Origin of the sequence: Mesobacterium pallidum (assembly GCF_019966535.1) — a bacterium.
In the GTDB taxonomy this organism is placed as follows: Bacteria; Pseudomonadota; Alphaproteobacteria; order Rhodobacterales; family Rhodobacteraceae; genus Mesobacterium; species Mesobacterium pallidum.
The window spans coordinates 75,726-90,254 of sequence record NZ_JAIMID010000017.1; the positions used below are offsets into that span (position 1 = coordinate 75,726).

General features: G+C 68.7%; 14 protein-coding genes and 1 tRNA gene. 9 read left to right on the plus strand and 6 right to left on the minus strand.

Going from position 1 to position 14,529, the window contains the following annotated elements:
• Positions 1-296 precede the first annotated feature (296 nt).
• A tRNA-Thr gene (locus MF270_RS20910) sits at positions 297-371 on the minus strand.
• Positions 372-471: 100 nt separating this feature from the next.
• On the opposite strand from MF270_RS20910, the gene MF270_RS20915 reads away from it, so the two are divergent.
• From MF270_RS20915 to hisD, 4 genes are all read left to right on the plus strand, one after another.
• Positions 472-633, plus strand: coding sequence for a hypothetical protein (locus tag MF270_RS20915; RefSeq protein WP_238367734.1), 162 nt, complete (start codon positions 472-474; stop codon positions 631-633).
• Between the two features lie 6 nt (positions 634-639).
• Positions 640-1,908 carry a UDP-N-acetylglucosamine 1-carboxyvinyltransferase gene (murA, locus tag MF270_RS20920; RefSeq protein WP_238367735.1) on the plus strand — a complete coding sequence of 423 codons (1,269 nt, stop codon included), beginning with the start codon at positions 640-642 and terminating at the stop codon, positions 1,906-1,908.
• Positions 1,905-2,381: a DUF2948 family protein gene (locus tag MF270_RS20925; RefSeq protein ID WP_238367736.1), complete on the plus strand. Its 477-nt coding sequence runs from the start codon at positions 1,905-1,907 to the stop codon at positions 2,379-2,381. The genes murA and MF270_RS20925 overlap by 4 nt, the downstream gene beginning before the upstream one ends.
• Before the next feature lie 62 nt (positions 2,382-2,443).
• Positions 2,444-3,745, plus strand: coding sequence for a histidinol dehydrogenase (hisD, locus tag MF270_RS20930; protein ID WP_238367737.1), 1,302 nt, complete (start codon positions 2,444-2,446; stop codon positions 3,743-3,745).
• A gap of 310 nt (positions 3,746-4,055) precedes the next feature.
• Here hisD and MF270_RS20935 read toward each other — a convergent pair whose 3' ends face one another.
• Positions 4,056-4,850: an IclR family transcriptional regulator gene (locus tag MF270_RS20935; protein WP_238367738.1), complete on the minus strand. Its 795-nt coding sequence runs from the start codon at positions 4,848-4,850 to the stop codon at positions 4,056-4,058.
• A 260-nt stretch (positions 4,851-5,110) separates the two neighbouring features.
• Here MF270_RS20935 and MF270_RS28255 point away from each other — a divergent pair, with 260 nt between their 5' ends.
• From MF270_RS28255 to MF270_RS20965, 5 genes are all read left to right on the plus strand, one after another.
• Positions 5,111-7,858, plus strand: a complete 2,748-nt coding sequence (locus MF270_RS28255) for a benzoate-CoA ligase family protein (RefSeq protein ID WP_272490837.1) — start codon at positions 5,111-5,113, stop codon at positions 7,856-7,858.
• 107 nt (positions 7,859-7,965) lie between these two features.
• Positions 7,966-8,661, plus strand: a complete 696-nt coding sequence (locus tag MF270_RS20950; protein WP_238367739.1) for a fumarylacetoacetate hydrolase family protein — start codon at positions 7,966-7,968, stop codon at positions 8,659-8,661.
• Positions 8,658-8,903, plus strand: coding sequence for a hypothetical protein (locus MF270_RS20955; RefSeq protein ID WP_238367740.1), 246 nt, complete (start codon positions 8,658-8,660; stop codon positions 8,901-8,903). The genes MF270_RS20950 and MF270_RS20955 overlap by 4 nt, the downstream gene beginning before the upstream one ends.
• A gap of 27 nt (positions 8,904-8,930) precedes the next feature.
• A complete protein-coding gene (locus MF270_RS20960; protein ID WP_238367741.1) occupies positions 8,931-10,010 on the plus strand; it encodes a cupin domain-containing protein in 1,080 nt (359 codons plus the stop codon).
• Positions 10,000-10,485 (plus strand): DinB family protein, encoded by a 486-nt coding sequence (locus MF270_RS20965; RefSeq protein WP_238367742.1) that lies wholly within the window; start codon positions 10,000-10,002, stop codon positions 10,483-10,485. The genes MF270_RS20960 and MF270_RS20965 overlap by 11 nt, the downstream gene beginning before the upstream one ends.
• 93 nt (positions 10,486-10,578) lie before the next feature.
• Here the strand turns inward: MF270_RS20965 and MF270_RS20970 are convergent, their stop codons facing one another.
• The 4 genes from MF270_RS20970 to MF270_RS20985 are packed head-to-tail and all read right to left on the minus strand — an operon-like array spanning position 10,579 to position 14,450.
• Positions 10,579-11,067: a nucleoside deaminase gene (locus MF270_RS20970; RefSeq protein WP_238367743.1), complete on the minus strand. Its 489-nt coding sequence runs from the start codon at positions 11,065-11,067 to the stop codon at positions 10,579-10,581.
• On the minus strand, positions 11,060-12,034 hold the full coding sequence (locus tag MF270_RS20975; RefSeq protein WP_238367744.1) for an ABC transporter ATP-binding protein: 975 nt from the start codon (positions 12,032-12,034) through the stop codon (positions 11,060-11,062). The genes MF270_RS20970 and MF270_RS20975 overlap by 8 nt, the downstream gene beginning before the upstream one ends.
• Positions 12,031-13,026, minus strand: coding sequence for an ABC transporter ATP-binding protein (locus tag MF270_RS20980; RefSeq protein ID WP_238367745.1), 996 nt, complete (start codon positions 13,024-13,026; stop codon positions 12,031-12,033). The genes MF270_RS20975 and MF270_RS20980 overlap by 4 nt, the downstream gene beginning before the upstream one ends.
• On the minus strand, positions 13,026-14,450 hold the full coding sequence (locus MF270_RS20985; protein WP_238367746.1) for an amidohydrolase family protein: 1,425 nt from the start codon (positions 14,448-14,450) through the stop codon (positions 13,026-13,028). The genes MF270_RS20980 and MF270_RS20985 overlap by 1 nt, the downstream gene beginning before the upstream one ends.
• Positions 14,451-14,529: the final 79 nt, after the last annotated feature.

Sequence of the window (14,529 nt, forward strand, 5' to 3'; positions counted from 1 at the left end):
AAGCTGAGAATCGAAGGTTGACGCATGAGTTGACCAGGGCGGCCAAGGAATGTGACATCCCGGAAAACCATTCCGGGCCGCAGCCGGCCTGTGCGCGGTAGCGACAACCCGTGGCATGCTTTTGGCTAAGGGCGGTACTCGACCACATCTCGGGGACATGGACCCGCAAGCAGCAAGTCGATCCGATCATGACAGGACTCGGCATCGCACATCGCATATGTCCCACCTCTGTGTACCATGTGAGGCGGCGCATGCCCTTGATTAACAAGGTTTTCTGCGAAATCAATGAGTTGAAGTGGTGCTGCTGGAGAGAATTGAACTCTCGACCTCTCCCTTACCAAGGGAGTGCTCTACCTCTGAGCTACAGCAGCGCCGGTCACCGCATCCGGTGTGGGCGGGTCTTTAGAAGCAATCCGCCGGGTGTGCAAGCACAAACTGGACCCTTTTTCGGACCTCCTCTATAGACGGGACATGACAGGCAAGACCGGACCCAAGGACAGCGGCGGCAAGGACGTTCGCGACGCGCGCCTCAAGGCGGCGCTCAAGGCCAACATGGCCCGGCGCAAGGCCCAGGCCCGCGCGCGCAGCGCCGAAGACGCGCCCGGGGAGACCGGCGAAAAGGACAAGGATTAAGGGCAGATGGATTCGATACTGGTCCGCGGTGGCGGCGAGCTGAACGGAGAGATCCCGATCGCCGGCGCCAAGAACGCCTGCCTCACGTTGATGCCGGCCACGCTGCTGTCGGACGAGCCGCTGACGCTGACCAACGCGCCGCGACTCAGCGACATCCGCACCATGACCACCCTGCTCGAATCGCTGGGGGCCGAGGTGTCCAAGCTGCAGGATGGCCAGGTCATCGCGCTCTCGAGCCACAACATTCACAACCACGTCGCCGATTACGACATCGTGCGCAAGATGCGCGCCTCGATCCTGGTGCTGGGGCCGATGCTGGCACGCGAAGGCCACGCGGTCGTGTCGCTGCCCGGTGGCTGCGCCATCGGCGCGCGGCCCGTGGACCTGCACCTCAAGGCGCTCGAGGCGATGGGGGCCGAGCTTGACCTGCGCGACGGCTATGTCCACGCCAAGGCGCCGGGCGGGCTGAAGGGCGGGATGGTCGATTTCCCGCTGGTCTCGGTGGGCGCGACCGAGAACGCGCTGATGGCCGCGACCCTTGCCAAGGGCACGACCGTCATCAAGAACGCCGCGCGCGAGCCCGAGATCGTCGACCTTGCCCGCTGCCTGCGCAAGATGGGCGCCCAGATCGAGGGCGAAGGCACCTCGACCCTCACCATCCAGGGCGTCGACAAGCTGCACGGCGCGACCCACCCCGTGGTCACCGACCGGATCGAGCTTGGGACCTACATGCTGGCCCCTGCCATCACCGGCGGTGAGGTCGAATGCCTTGGCGGCCGGATGGAACTGGTGGCGGCCTTTGCCGAAAAGCTCGACCAGGCCGGGATCGACGTGACCGAGACCGAGCGCGGCCTGAAGGTGCGCCGCCGCAACGGCCGGGTGACCGCGGTCAACGTGACGACCGAACCCTTCCCGGGTTTTCCGACCGACCTGCAAGCGCAGATGATGGCGCTCCTGTGCACGGCGCAGGGCTCGTCCGTGCTGGAAGAGAAGATCTTCGAGAACCGCTTCATGCATGCGCCCGAGCTGATGCGCATGGGCGCGCGGATCGACGTGCATGGCGGCCATGCCACGGTGCACGGGGTCGAACGGCTGCGCGGCGCGCCGGTGATGGCGACCGACCTGCGCGCCTCGGTCTCGCTGATCCTCGCCGGGCTCGCGGCCGAGGGCGAGACGCTGGTGAACCGCGTCTACCACCTTGACCGCGGCTACGAGCGGGTCGAGGAAAAGCTGGGCGCAGTGGGTGCCAGGATCGAACGGGTGTCGGGCCAATGACCGAGGACGCCCGCTTTGAAGACGGCCGCGAGGCGCCGCTGAACCTGGGCGCGATGGATGCCGAGGACCTCAAGGTCCTCGCCGCGCTGGTGCAGGACGCGGTGCTGCCGGCGACCGAAATGACCTGGCGCCCGCGCGAACGGCGCTTTGCGCTGCTCTTGAACCGCTTCCGCTGGGAAGACGCGGGCGCGGCCAAGGGGCGGCACGCGCCGGAACGGGTGCAATCGGTGCTCGCCTTCGAGAACGTGCTGTCGGTGGCCAGCCAGGGGCTGGACCGGTCGGACCCCGACCTCGTCCTGTCGCTGCTCTCGGTCGATTGGGAGCCGGGCGAAGACGGTGCGGGCCACGTGGTGCTGACGCTGGCCGGCGACGGGGCGATCCGCCTCTCGGCCGAGGCGCTCGAGGCGCGGCTCCGCGACGTCACCCGCCCCTACAGGGCGGTCTCCGGAAAGGCGCCGGATCACGGAGACTGAGCCGCCCGCCTCTTGAGACCCCTGCCCGCGCGCGCTAACCAGCGCCGATCAAGGAGAGCGCCATGCCCATCTATCTCGACACCACGGACCCGGATTTCGAAACCCGCTTTTCCGCGCTGCTTTCGGCCAAGCGCGAGGACAGCCCGGACGTGGACGCGGTGGTGGCGGGGATCATCGCCGATGTGCGGGCGCGCGGCGATGCGGCGGTGCTGGAGCTGACGGAAAAGTTCGACCGGCTGGCGCTGACGCCGGATCGGCTGCGCATTTCCGAGGCCGAGATCGAGGCGGAATGCGCCCGCGTCCCCGGTGCCGAACGCGCGGCGCTGGAACTCGCGGCCGAGCGCATCCGCGCCTACCACGTGCGCCAGGTGCCGACCGACGAGCGCTGGACCGACCCCGAGGGCGCGACGCTGGGCTGGCGCTGGACTCCGGTGTCGGCGGCGGGGCTCTACGTGCCGGGCGGGCTGGCCTCCTACCCGTCCTCGGTGCTGATGAACGCGGTGCCGGCCAAGGTGGCGGGGGTCGGGCGGCTGGCGGTGACGGTGCCGACGCCGGACGGGGTCATCAACCCCGCCGTTCTGCTGGCCTGCCGCATCGCCGGCGTGGACGAAATCTACCGCATCGGCGGCGCCCAGGCCATCGGGGCCCTGGCCTACGGCACCGAGAGCATCGCACCGGTCGACAAGATCACCGGGCCGGGAAATGCCTTCGTCGCGGCGGCCAAGCGGCGGGTCTTTGGCAAGGTGGGGATCGACATGATCGCCGGCCCGTCCGAGATCCTGGTGATCGCCGATGCCGACAATGACCCCGACTGGATCGCGCTGGACCTGATGAGCCAGGCCGAACACGACGAAAGCGCGCAATCGCTGCTGATCACCACCGACGCCGCTTTCGGCCGCAAGGTGGCCGAGGCGGTCGAGCGCCAGCTCGAAACCCTCGACCGCCGCGCCATTGCGGGCGCCAGCTGGCGGGACTACGGCGCGGTCATCACCGTGCGCGACCTCGGCGAAGCCGCCGCGCTGTCGGACCGCATCGCGCCAGAGCACCTCGAGCTTTGCGTTGCCGACCCCGAGGCGCTGGCGGAACAGATCACCCATGCCGGCGCGATCTTCCTCGGCCAATGGACGCCCGAGGCCATCGGCGATTACGTCGGCGGGCCGAACCACGTTCTACCCACGGCCCGCTCGGCCCGGTTCTCGTCCGGCCTGTCGGTGCTTGACTTCCTCAAGCGCACCACAATGGCGAAAATGACCCCCGAGGCCCTGCGCGCCATCGGCCCCGCCGCCGAGACCCTCGCGTCTTCGGAATCGCTGCAAGCACACGGGCTCTCTGTCACCGCGCGTCTGAAGAAGCTGAACGACTAGGACATGCCTCCGGCAGGCACGTCGCGGCCGGGCGATAGCCCATGTGACATGCACCCCGGAAAGTCACCGGGGTGCCCCCTGGTTTCCCGGGCACCTGCATGGGTCAATGCCATCTGCCCGGTCTCGATGCCGACGGGTGCTCTAGCCCACCCGGGCAGCGATTCCGGCCAGCGACGTCAGACCCGCCCGGCTCTCCGAGCCTCGCTCACCCTGGTCGCGCAGATCGCCCGCCGGCTTGCGAGCGCCTTGGCCGCCAAATGGCGAACCGGGTCTCGATGTCTGGTGGCCCTGCGGTGGCGCGGAGCGCGGCTCAGCGTGCGCCCAGCGGGGCGAAGGACTGCGCCCGGCAGAATTCCAGCAACTGCCCGACTGCCGCCGAACCGGGCCGGGCGATGTCGCGACCCGTGCCGATCAGGGTGATGACCGCCTGCGCCTCGCCCTGCCAGTCGAGTACCGGTGCAGCCACCGCCACGAGGCCGGGGATGTAGTCGCCCGAGACGGTGGCATAGCCCTCGGCGCGTACCCGGTCGCAAAGCGCGGCGACACCGGCCCGCGAGACGTCGAAATCCGCGAAGATCTCGGGGCTCTTGCGGGCGCGGGCCAGTTCGGAGGCCAGCAACTTCTCCATCGGCGGGCGCGGCCCGTAGGCCAGGAACACCCGGCCGGTCGAGGAATTCAGCAGCGGCAGCGTGGTGCCCAGCCCCATCGAGGTCACGACGGGCGCCGCCGCCCTCTCCCAGCGCACCACCGTCGGTCCCGCCGCGCCCCAGACCGACAGCAGCACCGTGAGGCCCGTCGCCTCGCGCAGCTCGGGCAGGTGGTTCGAGGGCCGGTTGACGAAATCGTGCCGGGCGATGGCGGACAGACCCAGCTCGACCGCGCCGCGGCCGAGGTCGTACTTGCCCGACCGGCCGCCCTGCTCGACCAGCCCGGCAGCCAGGAACGAAGCGAGGTAGCGGTGCACCTTGCTGGGCGGCATGTCGGCGCTGCGCGCGAGGTCGGTCAACGAGATCGGCCCGTCATGGGCGGCCATCACAGACAGCACCCGCAGCGCCGCATCAAGCGACTGGATGCCGGCGCTGGCGTCCTTTGGGTCCTTTGCCATGGTCTGCCCTCCTGTCGGTTCGAAAGGTCTTAGCATCGGGGCGCGAGCCCGGCAACGCGGCGCCTCTTGGCCGCTGTGGCAGCGGGGGCCAGCCCCCGCACCCCCGGAGTTTTGGGGCAAAATGAAGGGGGATCAGGTCGGAAATGAAGGTTGGGTCGGGAGGCCGCAGACGATCCATTATTTTTACATTGGGAAACTCATTGCATGAAGTGGAATTATTTCCTAGCGTCCACCCGGAGGACGGAACGGGAGGACACCGCATGTCAAAGCTGCGCAGCATGGCCATCATCGGAGGCGGGCCGGCGGGGCTATATGCCGCGATCCTGATGCGGCGGCGGATGCCGCAGGTCGCGGTCACGGTCTACGAGCAGAACCCCAGGGGGGCGACCTTTGGCTTTGGCGTGGTGTTTTCCGACCAGGCGCTGGGGTTCCTCAAGGCCACCGATCCCGAGATCCACGACCTGATCCTGCCGCACATGGAGCGGTGGCAGAACATGACCCTGAACCACCCCGAGGACAGGGTGGTGCTGGACGGGGTCGGCTTCACCGCGCTGGGGCGGCTCGAGTTGATCGAGATCCTGCGGGAGCATGCCGAGGGGCTGGGGATCGACATCCGGTTTGATACCCGGATCGAGGATCTCGCCGCGCTGGAGGCGGATATCGTGCTCGGCGCGGACGGGCTGAACTCGGTCGTGCGCGCGGCGTTCCGCGAGGACTTCGCGCCGCAGGTCGAGCATTTCAATTGCCACTTCGCCTGGTTCGGGGCCGACCGGCCCTTCGACACGCTGACGCAGTCGTTCATCCGCACCGACAAGGGGCCGATGAACGCGCATCACTACCGCTACACGCCGGACCGATCGACCTTCATCGTGGAATGCGAGTATGACACGTTTGAGCGCTACGGCTTCGGCGAGATGGGCGAGGAAGAGAGCGCGGCGCTGTGCCAGGCGTTGTTCGCGGACGTCTTGCAGGGCGCGCGGCTGATCACCAACAAGTCGGTTTGGCGGCAGTTTCCGCGCATGTGGTGCGAGCATTGGGTGCATGACCGTTACGTGATCGTCGGCGACGCGGCGCATACGGCGCATTTTTCCATCGGCTCGGGCACGCGGCTGGCACTGGAGGACGTGATCGCGCTGGTCGGGGCGCTGGAAGGCGCGGAGGATTGGCGGGACGGGCTGGCGGCGTTCGAGGCCGCACGGCTGCCGATCGCCCGCAAGATCGTCGACGCGGCCAATACCTCGGCCGCCTGGTACGACAGCTTCGGCAGCAAGATCGACAAGCCGCCGCTGGATTTCGCATTTGACTACATCACGCGGTCGGGGCGGGTGGACATGGACCGCTTGCGGTCCATGGCACCGGAATTCGCCGCACGCTACGCGGCCGAAAAGCGCGCGCATCCAGACGCCATCATCGACCCAGTGGGCGACGACATCCCGGCGGCGCAGGAGATCGGGTTCGACCGCATGGCGCATCCGAACTGCTCGGAAACCCTGTGGCAGAACCTGGCGCGCAACCCCGACAAGGCGGCCGTGATCGGACCGGCCGGGACGCTGACCTATGCCGAGCTGATCGCCGAGGCCGCGCGCTGGGGCCATGCCTTTGCCGGTGCGGGGCTTGAGCGCGGGGCGCGCATTCCGTTTTTCATGGACGACACGCCGGCCTACCCGGCGGCCTTCTTCGGCGCGGTGCGGGCGGGCTTCGTGCCGGTGCTGCTGAACACGCAGACGCCGGACGAAACGCTGACTTACTTCCTCAAGGACAGCGGCGCGACCATGGCGGTCTGCGAGGCGGCGCTGGCGGCGCATTTCGGGCCCGCCGTGCTGGAGGGCACCGACGTGCGCACCGTCATTACCGTGAACGGCACGGCCAAGGGGTTCACCCCCGCATCCGCTTTCCTGGACGGCCGGCCGACCACGCTGGAGGCGGCCGACACCGGGCCGGACGACATGGCGTTCTGGATGTATTCCTCGGGCTCCACCGGCCGGCCCAAGGGGATCGTCCACCTGCACCACGACATGGCCTATACGCAGCAATCCTTCGGCCAACAGGTGCTGAAACTGCGCCCCGACGACATCTGCTTCTCGGTGCCCAAGATCTTCTTTGCCTATGGCTTCGGGAATTCCATCACCTTCCCCTATTCCATCGGCGCGACCACGCTGTTGATGCCCGGCCAGCCGCGCGCCGTGGCGGTGATCGACATGATCGAAACCTACCGGCCCACCGTGTTTTTCGGCCTGCCGACACTGTTTACCTCCATCGCGCGCAGCCCGCGGGCGGCGGGGGCGGATTTCAGCAGCCTGCGGCAAAGCATGTCGGCGGCCGAGATCCTGTCGGAGGACGTCTACCAAGCCTGGACCGCCCTCACCGGCCATGGCCCGACCGAGGGGCTGGGCTCGACCGAGCTGTTGCACGTCTACCTGTCGAACCGGCTCGACGATCATCGGCCGGGGGCCGCCGGCGCGCGGGTACCGGGCTACGAGGTCAAGCTGGTGACGCCCGAGGGCGCGCTGGCGGGGCCGGGCGAGGAAGGCGTGATGTACGTGCGCGGGCACAGCTCCGCTCCGCAATACTGGAACCGGCCGGACAAGACGCGCGACACCATGCGCGGCGACTGGATCTATACCGGCGACCGGTTTCTCGAGAAGGACGGCTACTATTACTTCCAGGGCCGCGCGGACGAGCTGATCAAGGTCTCGGGCCAATGGGTCTGGCCCGGAGAGGTCGAAAAGTGCCTGGCCGAACACCCGGACATCCACGAATGCGCCGTGCTGGCGCATGCGCTTGCCGACAAGCGCATGACCCTGCGCGCGGTTGTCCACCTGCGCGAAGGCGTGACGGCGGGCGCGGCCACGGATGCCTCGATCAAGGACTGGGTCAAGGACCGGCTGCAGCCGTTCAAGTACCCGCGCCTGATCGAGTATCGCGACGCGCTGCCAAAGACCGGCACCGGCAAGATCGACCGCCGCGCGCTGGCCGCACCGGCGCCACAGGCCGAACCGGCTGGCTGAGACCAGCAACCGGACCATGAGGCCGGGCGCGACCGACGCCGCCCCGGGCGGGCCGACTGGCCCACCCTTCAAGACCGCGGGCCGACAGGCCCGCAAAGGAGACGCAAATGACCTTCGTGTTCGACCCCATGCCCACCCCCAGCCTGCCCGTCGCGGGCGAGGACGCCCGGTTCCCCGTGCGCCGCATCTTCTGCGTGGGCCGCAACTATGCCGCACATGCGCGCGAGATGGGCAAGGACCCGGACCGCGATCCGCCGTTCTTTTTCACCAAGCCCGCCGACGCCATTGTCGAGGACAAGGCGACCGTCCCCTACCCGCCCGAGACGGCGAATTTCCACTACGAGGCCGAGCTGGTCGTCGCCATCGGCACCGGCGGCGACAACATCGCCCAAGGCGACGCGCTGGCCCATGTCTACGGCTACGCGGTCGGCAACGACCTCACGCGCCGCGACCTGCAGCTTGAGGCGCGCGAAAAGGGCCGGCCGTGGGACTGGGGCAAGGCCTTCGACCGCTCGGCCCCCATCGCGGCGATCCGCAAGGCGTCGGACGTGGGACACCTGTCGAAGGGCTCGATCAAGCTGAGCGTCAACGGTGAAGTCAAGCAGGACGCGGACCTGTCGGAGCTGATCTGGGACGTGCCCGAGGTGATCTCGATCATCTCGGCATCCATCGAGCTGAAGCCGGGCGACCTGATCATGACCGGCACCCCGGCGGGTGTCGGCGCGCTGGCCCCCGGCGATATCTGCATCGTGACCATCGAGGGCCTCGGCGATCTGACCACCACCATCGGCCCCAAGGCATGACCCTGATCCTGCGGGACATCTTCGGCGTTGCGACCACGACCCGCCTGCGGGCAGCGTCGCCCCTCACGGGGATGGCGCATGATCGTGCGCCATGCGGGCCGGTTTGCGGGCAGGCCGGGAACACGCGGCGGGTCCGGATCGACCTTGCGCAATGCCCCGCCTTCGCCTCTATCGTCGTCGTGTGCGATGCCCCGCCCGCCTTTGCCCGCTCCGCGCCGACGGCGCAGCCGGGCGCCGCCTGACACCGCCATTCGGAAGGGAGACCGATAATGGACAACGCCATGCAACCCGAGGACACGCCCGAGCTGCGCGCGCTTTACAAGGGCTTCGAAAAGGCGCATCTGAACCCGCTCTGGACCCAGACCGGCAACCTGATGCCGCTGCATCCGACCTCGGACGCGGTGCCGCATGTCTGGCGCTGGAAGGACCTGCTGCCGCTCGCTGAACGCTCTGGCGAACTGGTGCCCGTGGGCCGTGGTGGGGAGCGCCGCGCCATCGGCCTTGCCAACCCCGGCCTTGGTGGGAAGGCCTACGTGAGCCCTACGCTCTGGTGCGCGGTGCAATACCTCTGCCCCGGCGAGAATGCGCCGGAACACCGCCATTCGCAGAACGCCTTCCGCTTCGTGGTCGAGGGAGAAGGCGTCTGGACCGTGGTCAACGGCGATCCGGTGCGCATGTCGCGCGGCGACCTTTTGCTGACGCCCGGCTGGAACTTCCACGGCCACCACAATGTCGCGACCGAGCCGATGGCCTGGATCGACGGGCTCGACATCCCCTTCAGCCGGCAGAACGACGTCGGCTTCTTCGAATTCGGGGCCGAGCGGGTGACCGACAACGCGACACCCCGCTTCAGCCAGGGCGAACGGCTCTGGGCGCATCCCGGCCTGCGGCCGCTGTCGCGGCTTGAGGACACGGTCTCGAGCCCCCTCGCCGCCTTCCGTTGGGAGCACACCGACCACGCGCTGACCGAGCAGTTGCTGCTCGAGGACGAGGGCCAGCCAGCCACGTACAGCATGGGCCACGCAGGGCTGCGCTTTGTCAACCCGACCACGGGCGGCGACGTCATGCCGACGATCCGCTGCCAGTTCCACCGCCTGCGCGCCGGGGCGCAAAGCCGCAAGCGGCGCGACGTGGGCTCTTCGGTGTTCCAGGTCTTCTCGGGGCGCGGGGCGGTGCTGCTGGACGGGGTGGAGCACAAGCTGGACACCGGCGACATCTTCGTCGTGCCCTCCTGGGTGTCCTGGCAATTGCAGGCCGAAACGGGCTTTGACCTCTTCCACTTCTCGGACGCGCCGATCATGGAGCGGCTGCATTTCGACCGCACCACCTTTGTCGAAGATGATGCATGACGACGCGGCCCGGCGCGCGCTGATCGAACGGCAGGGGCCGGGCGCGCGCTACGACGCGCCGAACGCCCCGGCCGATGACCTGCTGGCCGCACGCCGCGCCACCGCAGAGGCCGCGCGGCTGCTCAACGACCTGACGGATGCCGCGCTGGTCGCTGGGCGCGAGACCCCTGGCGCCCAGGCGCAGGTCATCGCGCAGGTGGCGCTGCAGGCCCGGCGGATGGGCGAGTTCATCGCCGCCCGCGCGGGCGCGCTGGAGCCGACCTCCGCAGATATCACCGAAGCCGCCCACCTGCCCGCCCATGCCCTGCGCCACCTCTTCGACCATACGCGGGCGCATCTGAACGTCGAATGGCGCGAGCTGACCGATGCCGACTGGGACCGCACCGACCTGCGCGCCCTGCCCGCGCTGCGCCACGCGCAGCTGACCCGCGCCATCGACGCGTTGATACGACACGGGACACACAGGCGGCGCTGACGGGTCGAGATCCTGCGCCCGGTTGATCAGGTGCCGGGCGTCGAAGCACATCGTCGCCGGCGGGCGGCACTTCTCCTACCGGATCGCGACGCGCTAGCGGACCTGCGCCGCCCAGCGCGCGAGGATCTCGGCCGCAGGAGCGGCCTCAAACTGGGCGCTATGCAGCGAGCGGTCAGGCGCCGGCTTGCCGCATTCGGCCAGCATGGCATCGACGTCGATGGGAAAGCGCGCGGTCTCGGGCAGATCGCCCAGCACCGCCCCCGCCTGCCCCATGTCGGCGGCGTAATAGAGCTCGGACACCCTGGCGATCATCATCGCGGCGACACACAGCGGGCAGGGCTCGCAGCTGGTGTAAAGCGCCGTGCCGCGCAGATCGACCGTGCCGAGGTTGCGCGCGGCATCGCGGATCGCCTCGGTCTCGCCATGGCTGGTGGGGTCGTGGTTCATCACCGACCGGTTGATCCCCTCGCCCACGATCCGGCCGTCCTTGACCACCACTGCGCCGAAGGGCTCGGTGCCCGGCGTGGTCAGCGCCTCGGCCGAGATCTCGATGGCGCGAGCCATGAAAGCCGGGTCATACATGAGTTGTCTCCTTTGCGGCACTCTCCTCGGCGGCGAAACAGGCGACGCGGGAGTCGTGAACCCTGGGCGTCCGCTCGGGCCGTTCGCGCTTGCAGCGGTCGAACGCCAGAGGGCAGCGCGGATGGAACGAACAGCCAGACGGAGGCGACACCGGTGACGGCACCTCGCCCCCCATCGGCGCGCGGTCGCGCTTGGGCGAGTCCAGGTCGGGGATCGTGTCGAGCAGCATGCGCGTGTAGGGGTGCAGCGGGTTGGCAAACAGATCGCGCGACGGCTGGATCTCGACGATGCGGCCCAGGTACATGACCGCGATCACGTCGGCCATGTGGCGCACGACGCTCAGGTCATGGCTGATGAAGAGATAGGTCAGCCCCATCTCGCGCTGCAGCTTCTTCATCAGGTTCAGCACCTGCGCCTGGACGGAGACATCGAGGGCCGAGGTCGGCTCGTCGCAGACCAGGAACTCCGGCTCTCCGGCCAGGGCGCGGGCGATGGAGATGCGCTGCCGCTGCCCGCCCGAAAACTCATGCGGGTATTTCGCGGCATCGGCGGCCGAGAGGCCCACGGTGCGCAGCAGCTCCTCGACCCGCGCCGTGACCTGCGCCTCGGGCGTCTCGGGCCGCAGGGTGCGCAGCGGCTCGGCCACGATCCGCCCGACGCGCCAGCGCGGGTTGAGCGAGGCGAAGGGGTCCTGGAAGATCATCTGCATCTTGTCCGGATCGCCATTGAACCGGATCGTGCCCGAAGAGGGCGCGTGCAGCCCGGTCACCAGCTTGGCGATGGTCGACTTGCCGCAGCCCGACTCCCCCACCAGCGCCAATGTCTGGCCGGGCATGATGTCGAAATCCACCCCGTCGACGGCGCGCAGGGTGCGGCGCGGCTTGCGCTCGATCACGCGGTTGAGCCAGGGGGCGGAGACGTCGAAGCGGCGTTCCAGCGCGTCGACCTCGAGGATGGGACGGGTCATGCCTTGGCTCCTTCAGCTGCGGGCAACTCGGTACTGCCGGTCTGCGCCAGCCAGCAGGCCGCGCCGTTTCCGTGAGTGCGGGGCACCTCGGCCCGGCAGCGCGGCCCGGCATGGGCGCAGCGCGGGTTGAAGGCGCAGCCCGCCGGAATGCTGCCCAGCCGTGGCATCGATCCGGGGATCATCTGCAGTTCGACGTCGTCGCGGCGCAGCGACGGAATCGAGCCCATCAGCCCCACCGTGTAGGGATGCTGCGGCCGACGCACGACATCTTCGACCGCGCCCAGCTCGGCCAGCCGGCCGGCATACATGACGGCGACGCGGTCGGCGGTCTCGGCGATCACGCCCATGTCGTGGGTCACCAGCATGACGGCCGTGCCCCGCTCGCGGCAGAGCCGCTTGAGCAGCGCGGTGATCTGCGCCTGGATCGACACGTCAAGCGCGGTTGTCGGCTCGTCCGCGATGATCAGCTCGGGCTCGGCGCAGAGCGCCAGCGCAATGACGATCCGCTGCCGCATCCCGCCCGAGAACTGGTGTGGGTAATTGTCGATCCGCTCCTCGACCGCCGGGATGCCGACCTCGCGCATCAGGTCCAGCGCCCGGGCGCGGGCCTGGGTCTTGGTCAGGCCGGTGTGCAGGCGGATCGTCTCGACCAGCTGGTCGCCGACCTTGAAAAGCGGGTTGAGCGAAGTCAGCGGGTCCTGGAAGATCGCCCCGATGCGCCGCCCACGAATGGCCTGCATCTGCGGCTCGGTCAGATCGTCGATCCGGTCGCCGGAAAGGTATATCTGCCCGCCCGCAATGCGCCCCGGCGGCTCGAGCAGGCCCAGGATCGCCATGCCGGTCATCGACTTGCCCGCGCCGGATTCGCCGACCACGCCCAGGATCTCTCCCCTGGCGATGGTCAGGGACATGTCGTCAACAGCGGTCAGCGTGCCGTGGCGGGTGGGGAATTCGACGCGCAGGTTTCGCACGTCCAGAACATTCTCGGTCATCAGGCCCTCCGGTAGCTGGCGGAGAAGATCTCGGACACCGGCGGGTGCCCTGTCGTGCGGTCGGGGTACTGCGCGATCACATGGTCGAACTGCGCCTGCGCGCGGGTCATCTCGACCGTCTCGTCAAAGCCGGGGATCGCGCCGTCTGTCATGACGCGCCGTCCGTCGATCCAGACGTCGCGCACGTCGCGGGCGGAGGCCGAGGTCATCAGCGTCTGCACCGGGTCGGGCACCTGCAGCGTGCGGCTCAGATCCACCACCGTGATATCGGCACGAGCCCCGGGCGCCAGCCGTCCGAGGTCGTCCCGCCCCAGCGCCCGCGCCCCGCCCAGCGTGGCGGCGTCGAACATCTCCTCGGAGCGGATCGCGTCGATCCCCTCCACCATCCGCGCCATCATCATCCCCAGTTGCATGTTCAGCAGCATGTCGGGCGGCCAGGTATCGGTACCCAGCCCGATGTTGATCCCCTGCGCGCGCACCTTCGGGAAAGACCGCAGCATCCCGCCGTGGCGGGCGGAAACCAACGGGCAATGCACCAGCGTGGCACCATGTTCGGCCATCAGCGCCAAATCCCGGTCGCTGGCATGGGTGCCATGCGGCAGCAGCCAGTTCGACCCCAGCGCGCCGATCCGCGCCAGCCAGTCGATGGGGGTCGTGCCGTGCTGCTCGGCCACCAGCCGCAGCTCGACCGGCGACTGACAGCAATGCTGGCGCACCGGCGCGCCCATCTCGGCGGCGATGGCATGCGTGCGCTGCAAGAGCGTTTCGGTGCAGGTCTCGATCCGGTCGGGCGCGAACATCGCCCGGATGCGGCCACCGGCCATGCCATCGATACGGTCGGCAAAGGCCACCGCCTCGTCAAGGCCCTTCAGCCCCCGCTCTTCATCATACACCGCGCGGATATTGCCGCTATCGTCCGTCACCTGCCCGCCGGTCCGGTAGGCCGGCCCCAGGTAGACCCGCAGCCCCAGCTCTTCGGCCGCCGTAGCGGCCGCGTCGAACTCGGCAATGGTCTCGCCCCATTCACGGTAGAACAGGGAGGCAATCGGCAGCGCGGTCGTGATCCCGTTCCGGATCAGCTGCGCAAAGGCGAACCGCTTCTGGAACGCCAATTCCTCGACCGAATACATCTCGCGCGGCCCGACGGCAACGTAGCTCTCCGGCCAGACCCGCCCCTTCTTCCAGGCCGGCCCATTGTCATAGCCCAGGATCGTTGTATCGAGGTCCGACAACGCGTCGAGGTCGACAAAGCCCGGACAGATCACCGCCTCGCCATACGCGACTACCTCCGCCACCTCCCCCTCGAACCCGCGCCCGACATGCAGCACGCGGCCGCCCTCGATCACCACGCAGCCCTGCTCGAAGACGACGTGACTACCCCCTTCGAACCCGACCACCCAGCGCGCCGTCAGCTTCACCCGCATGACACCCCGATCCCTTTCATCTTGCCGGATAAACTCCGGGGGGAGTTGCCCATGGCGACGGGGGGCAGCGCCCCCCTTC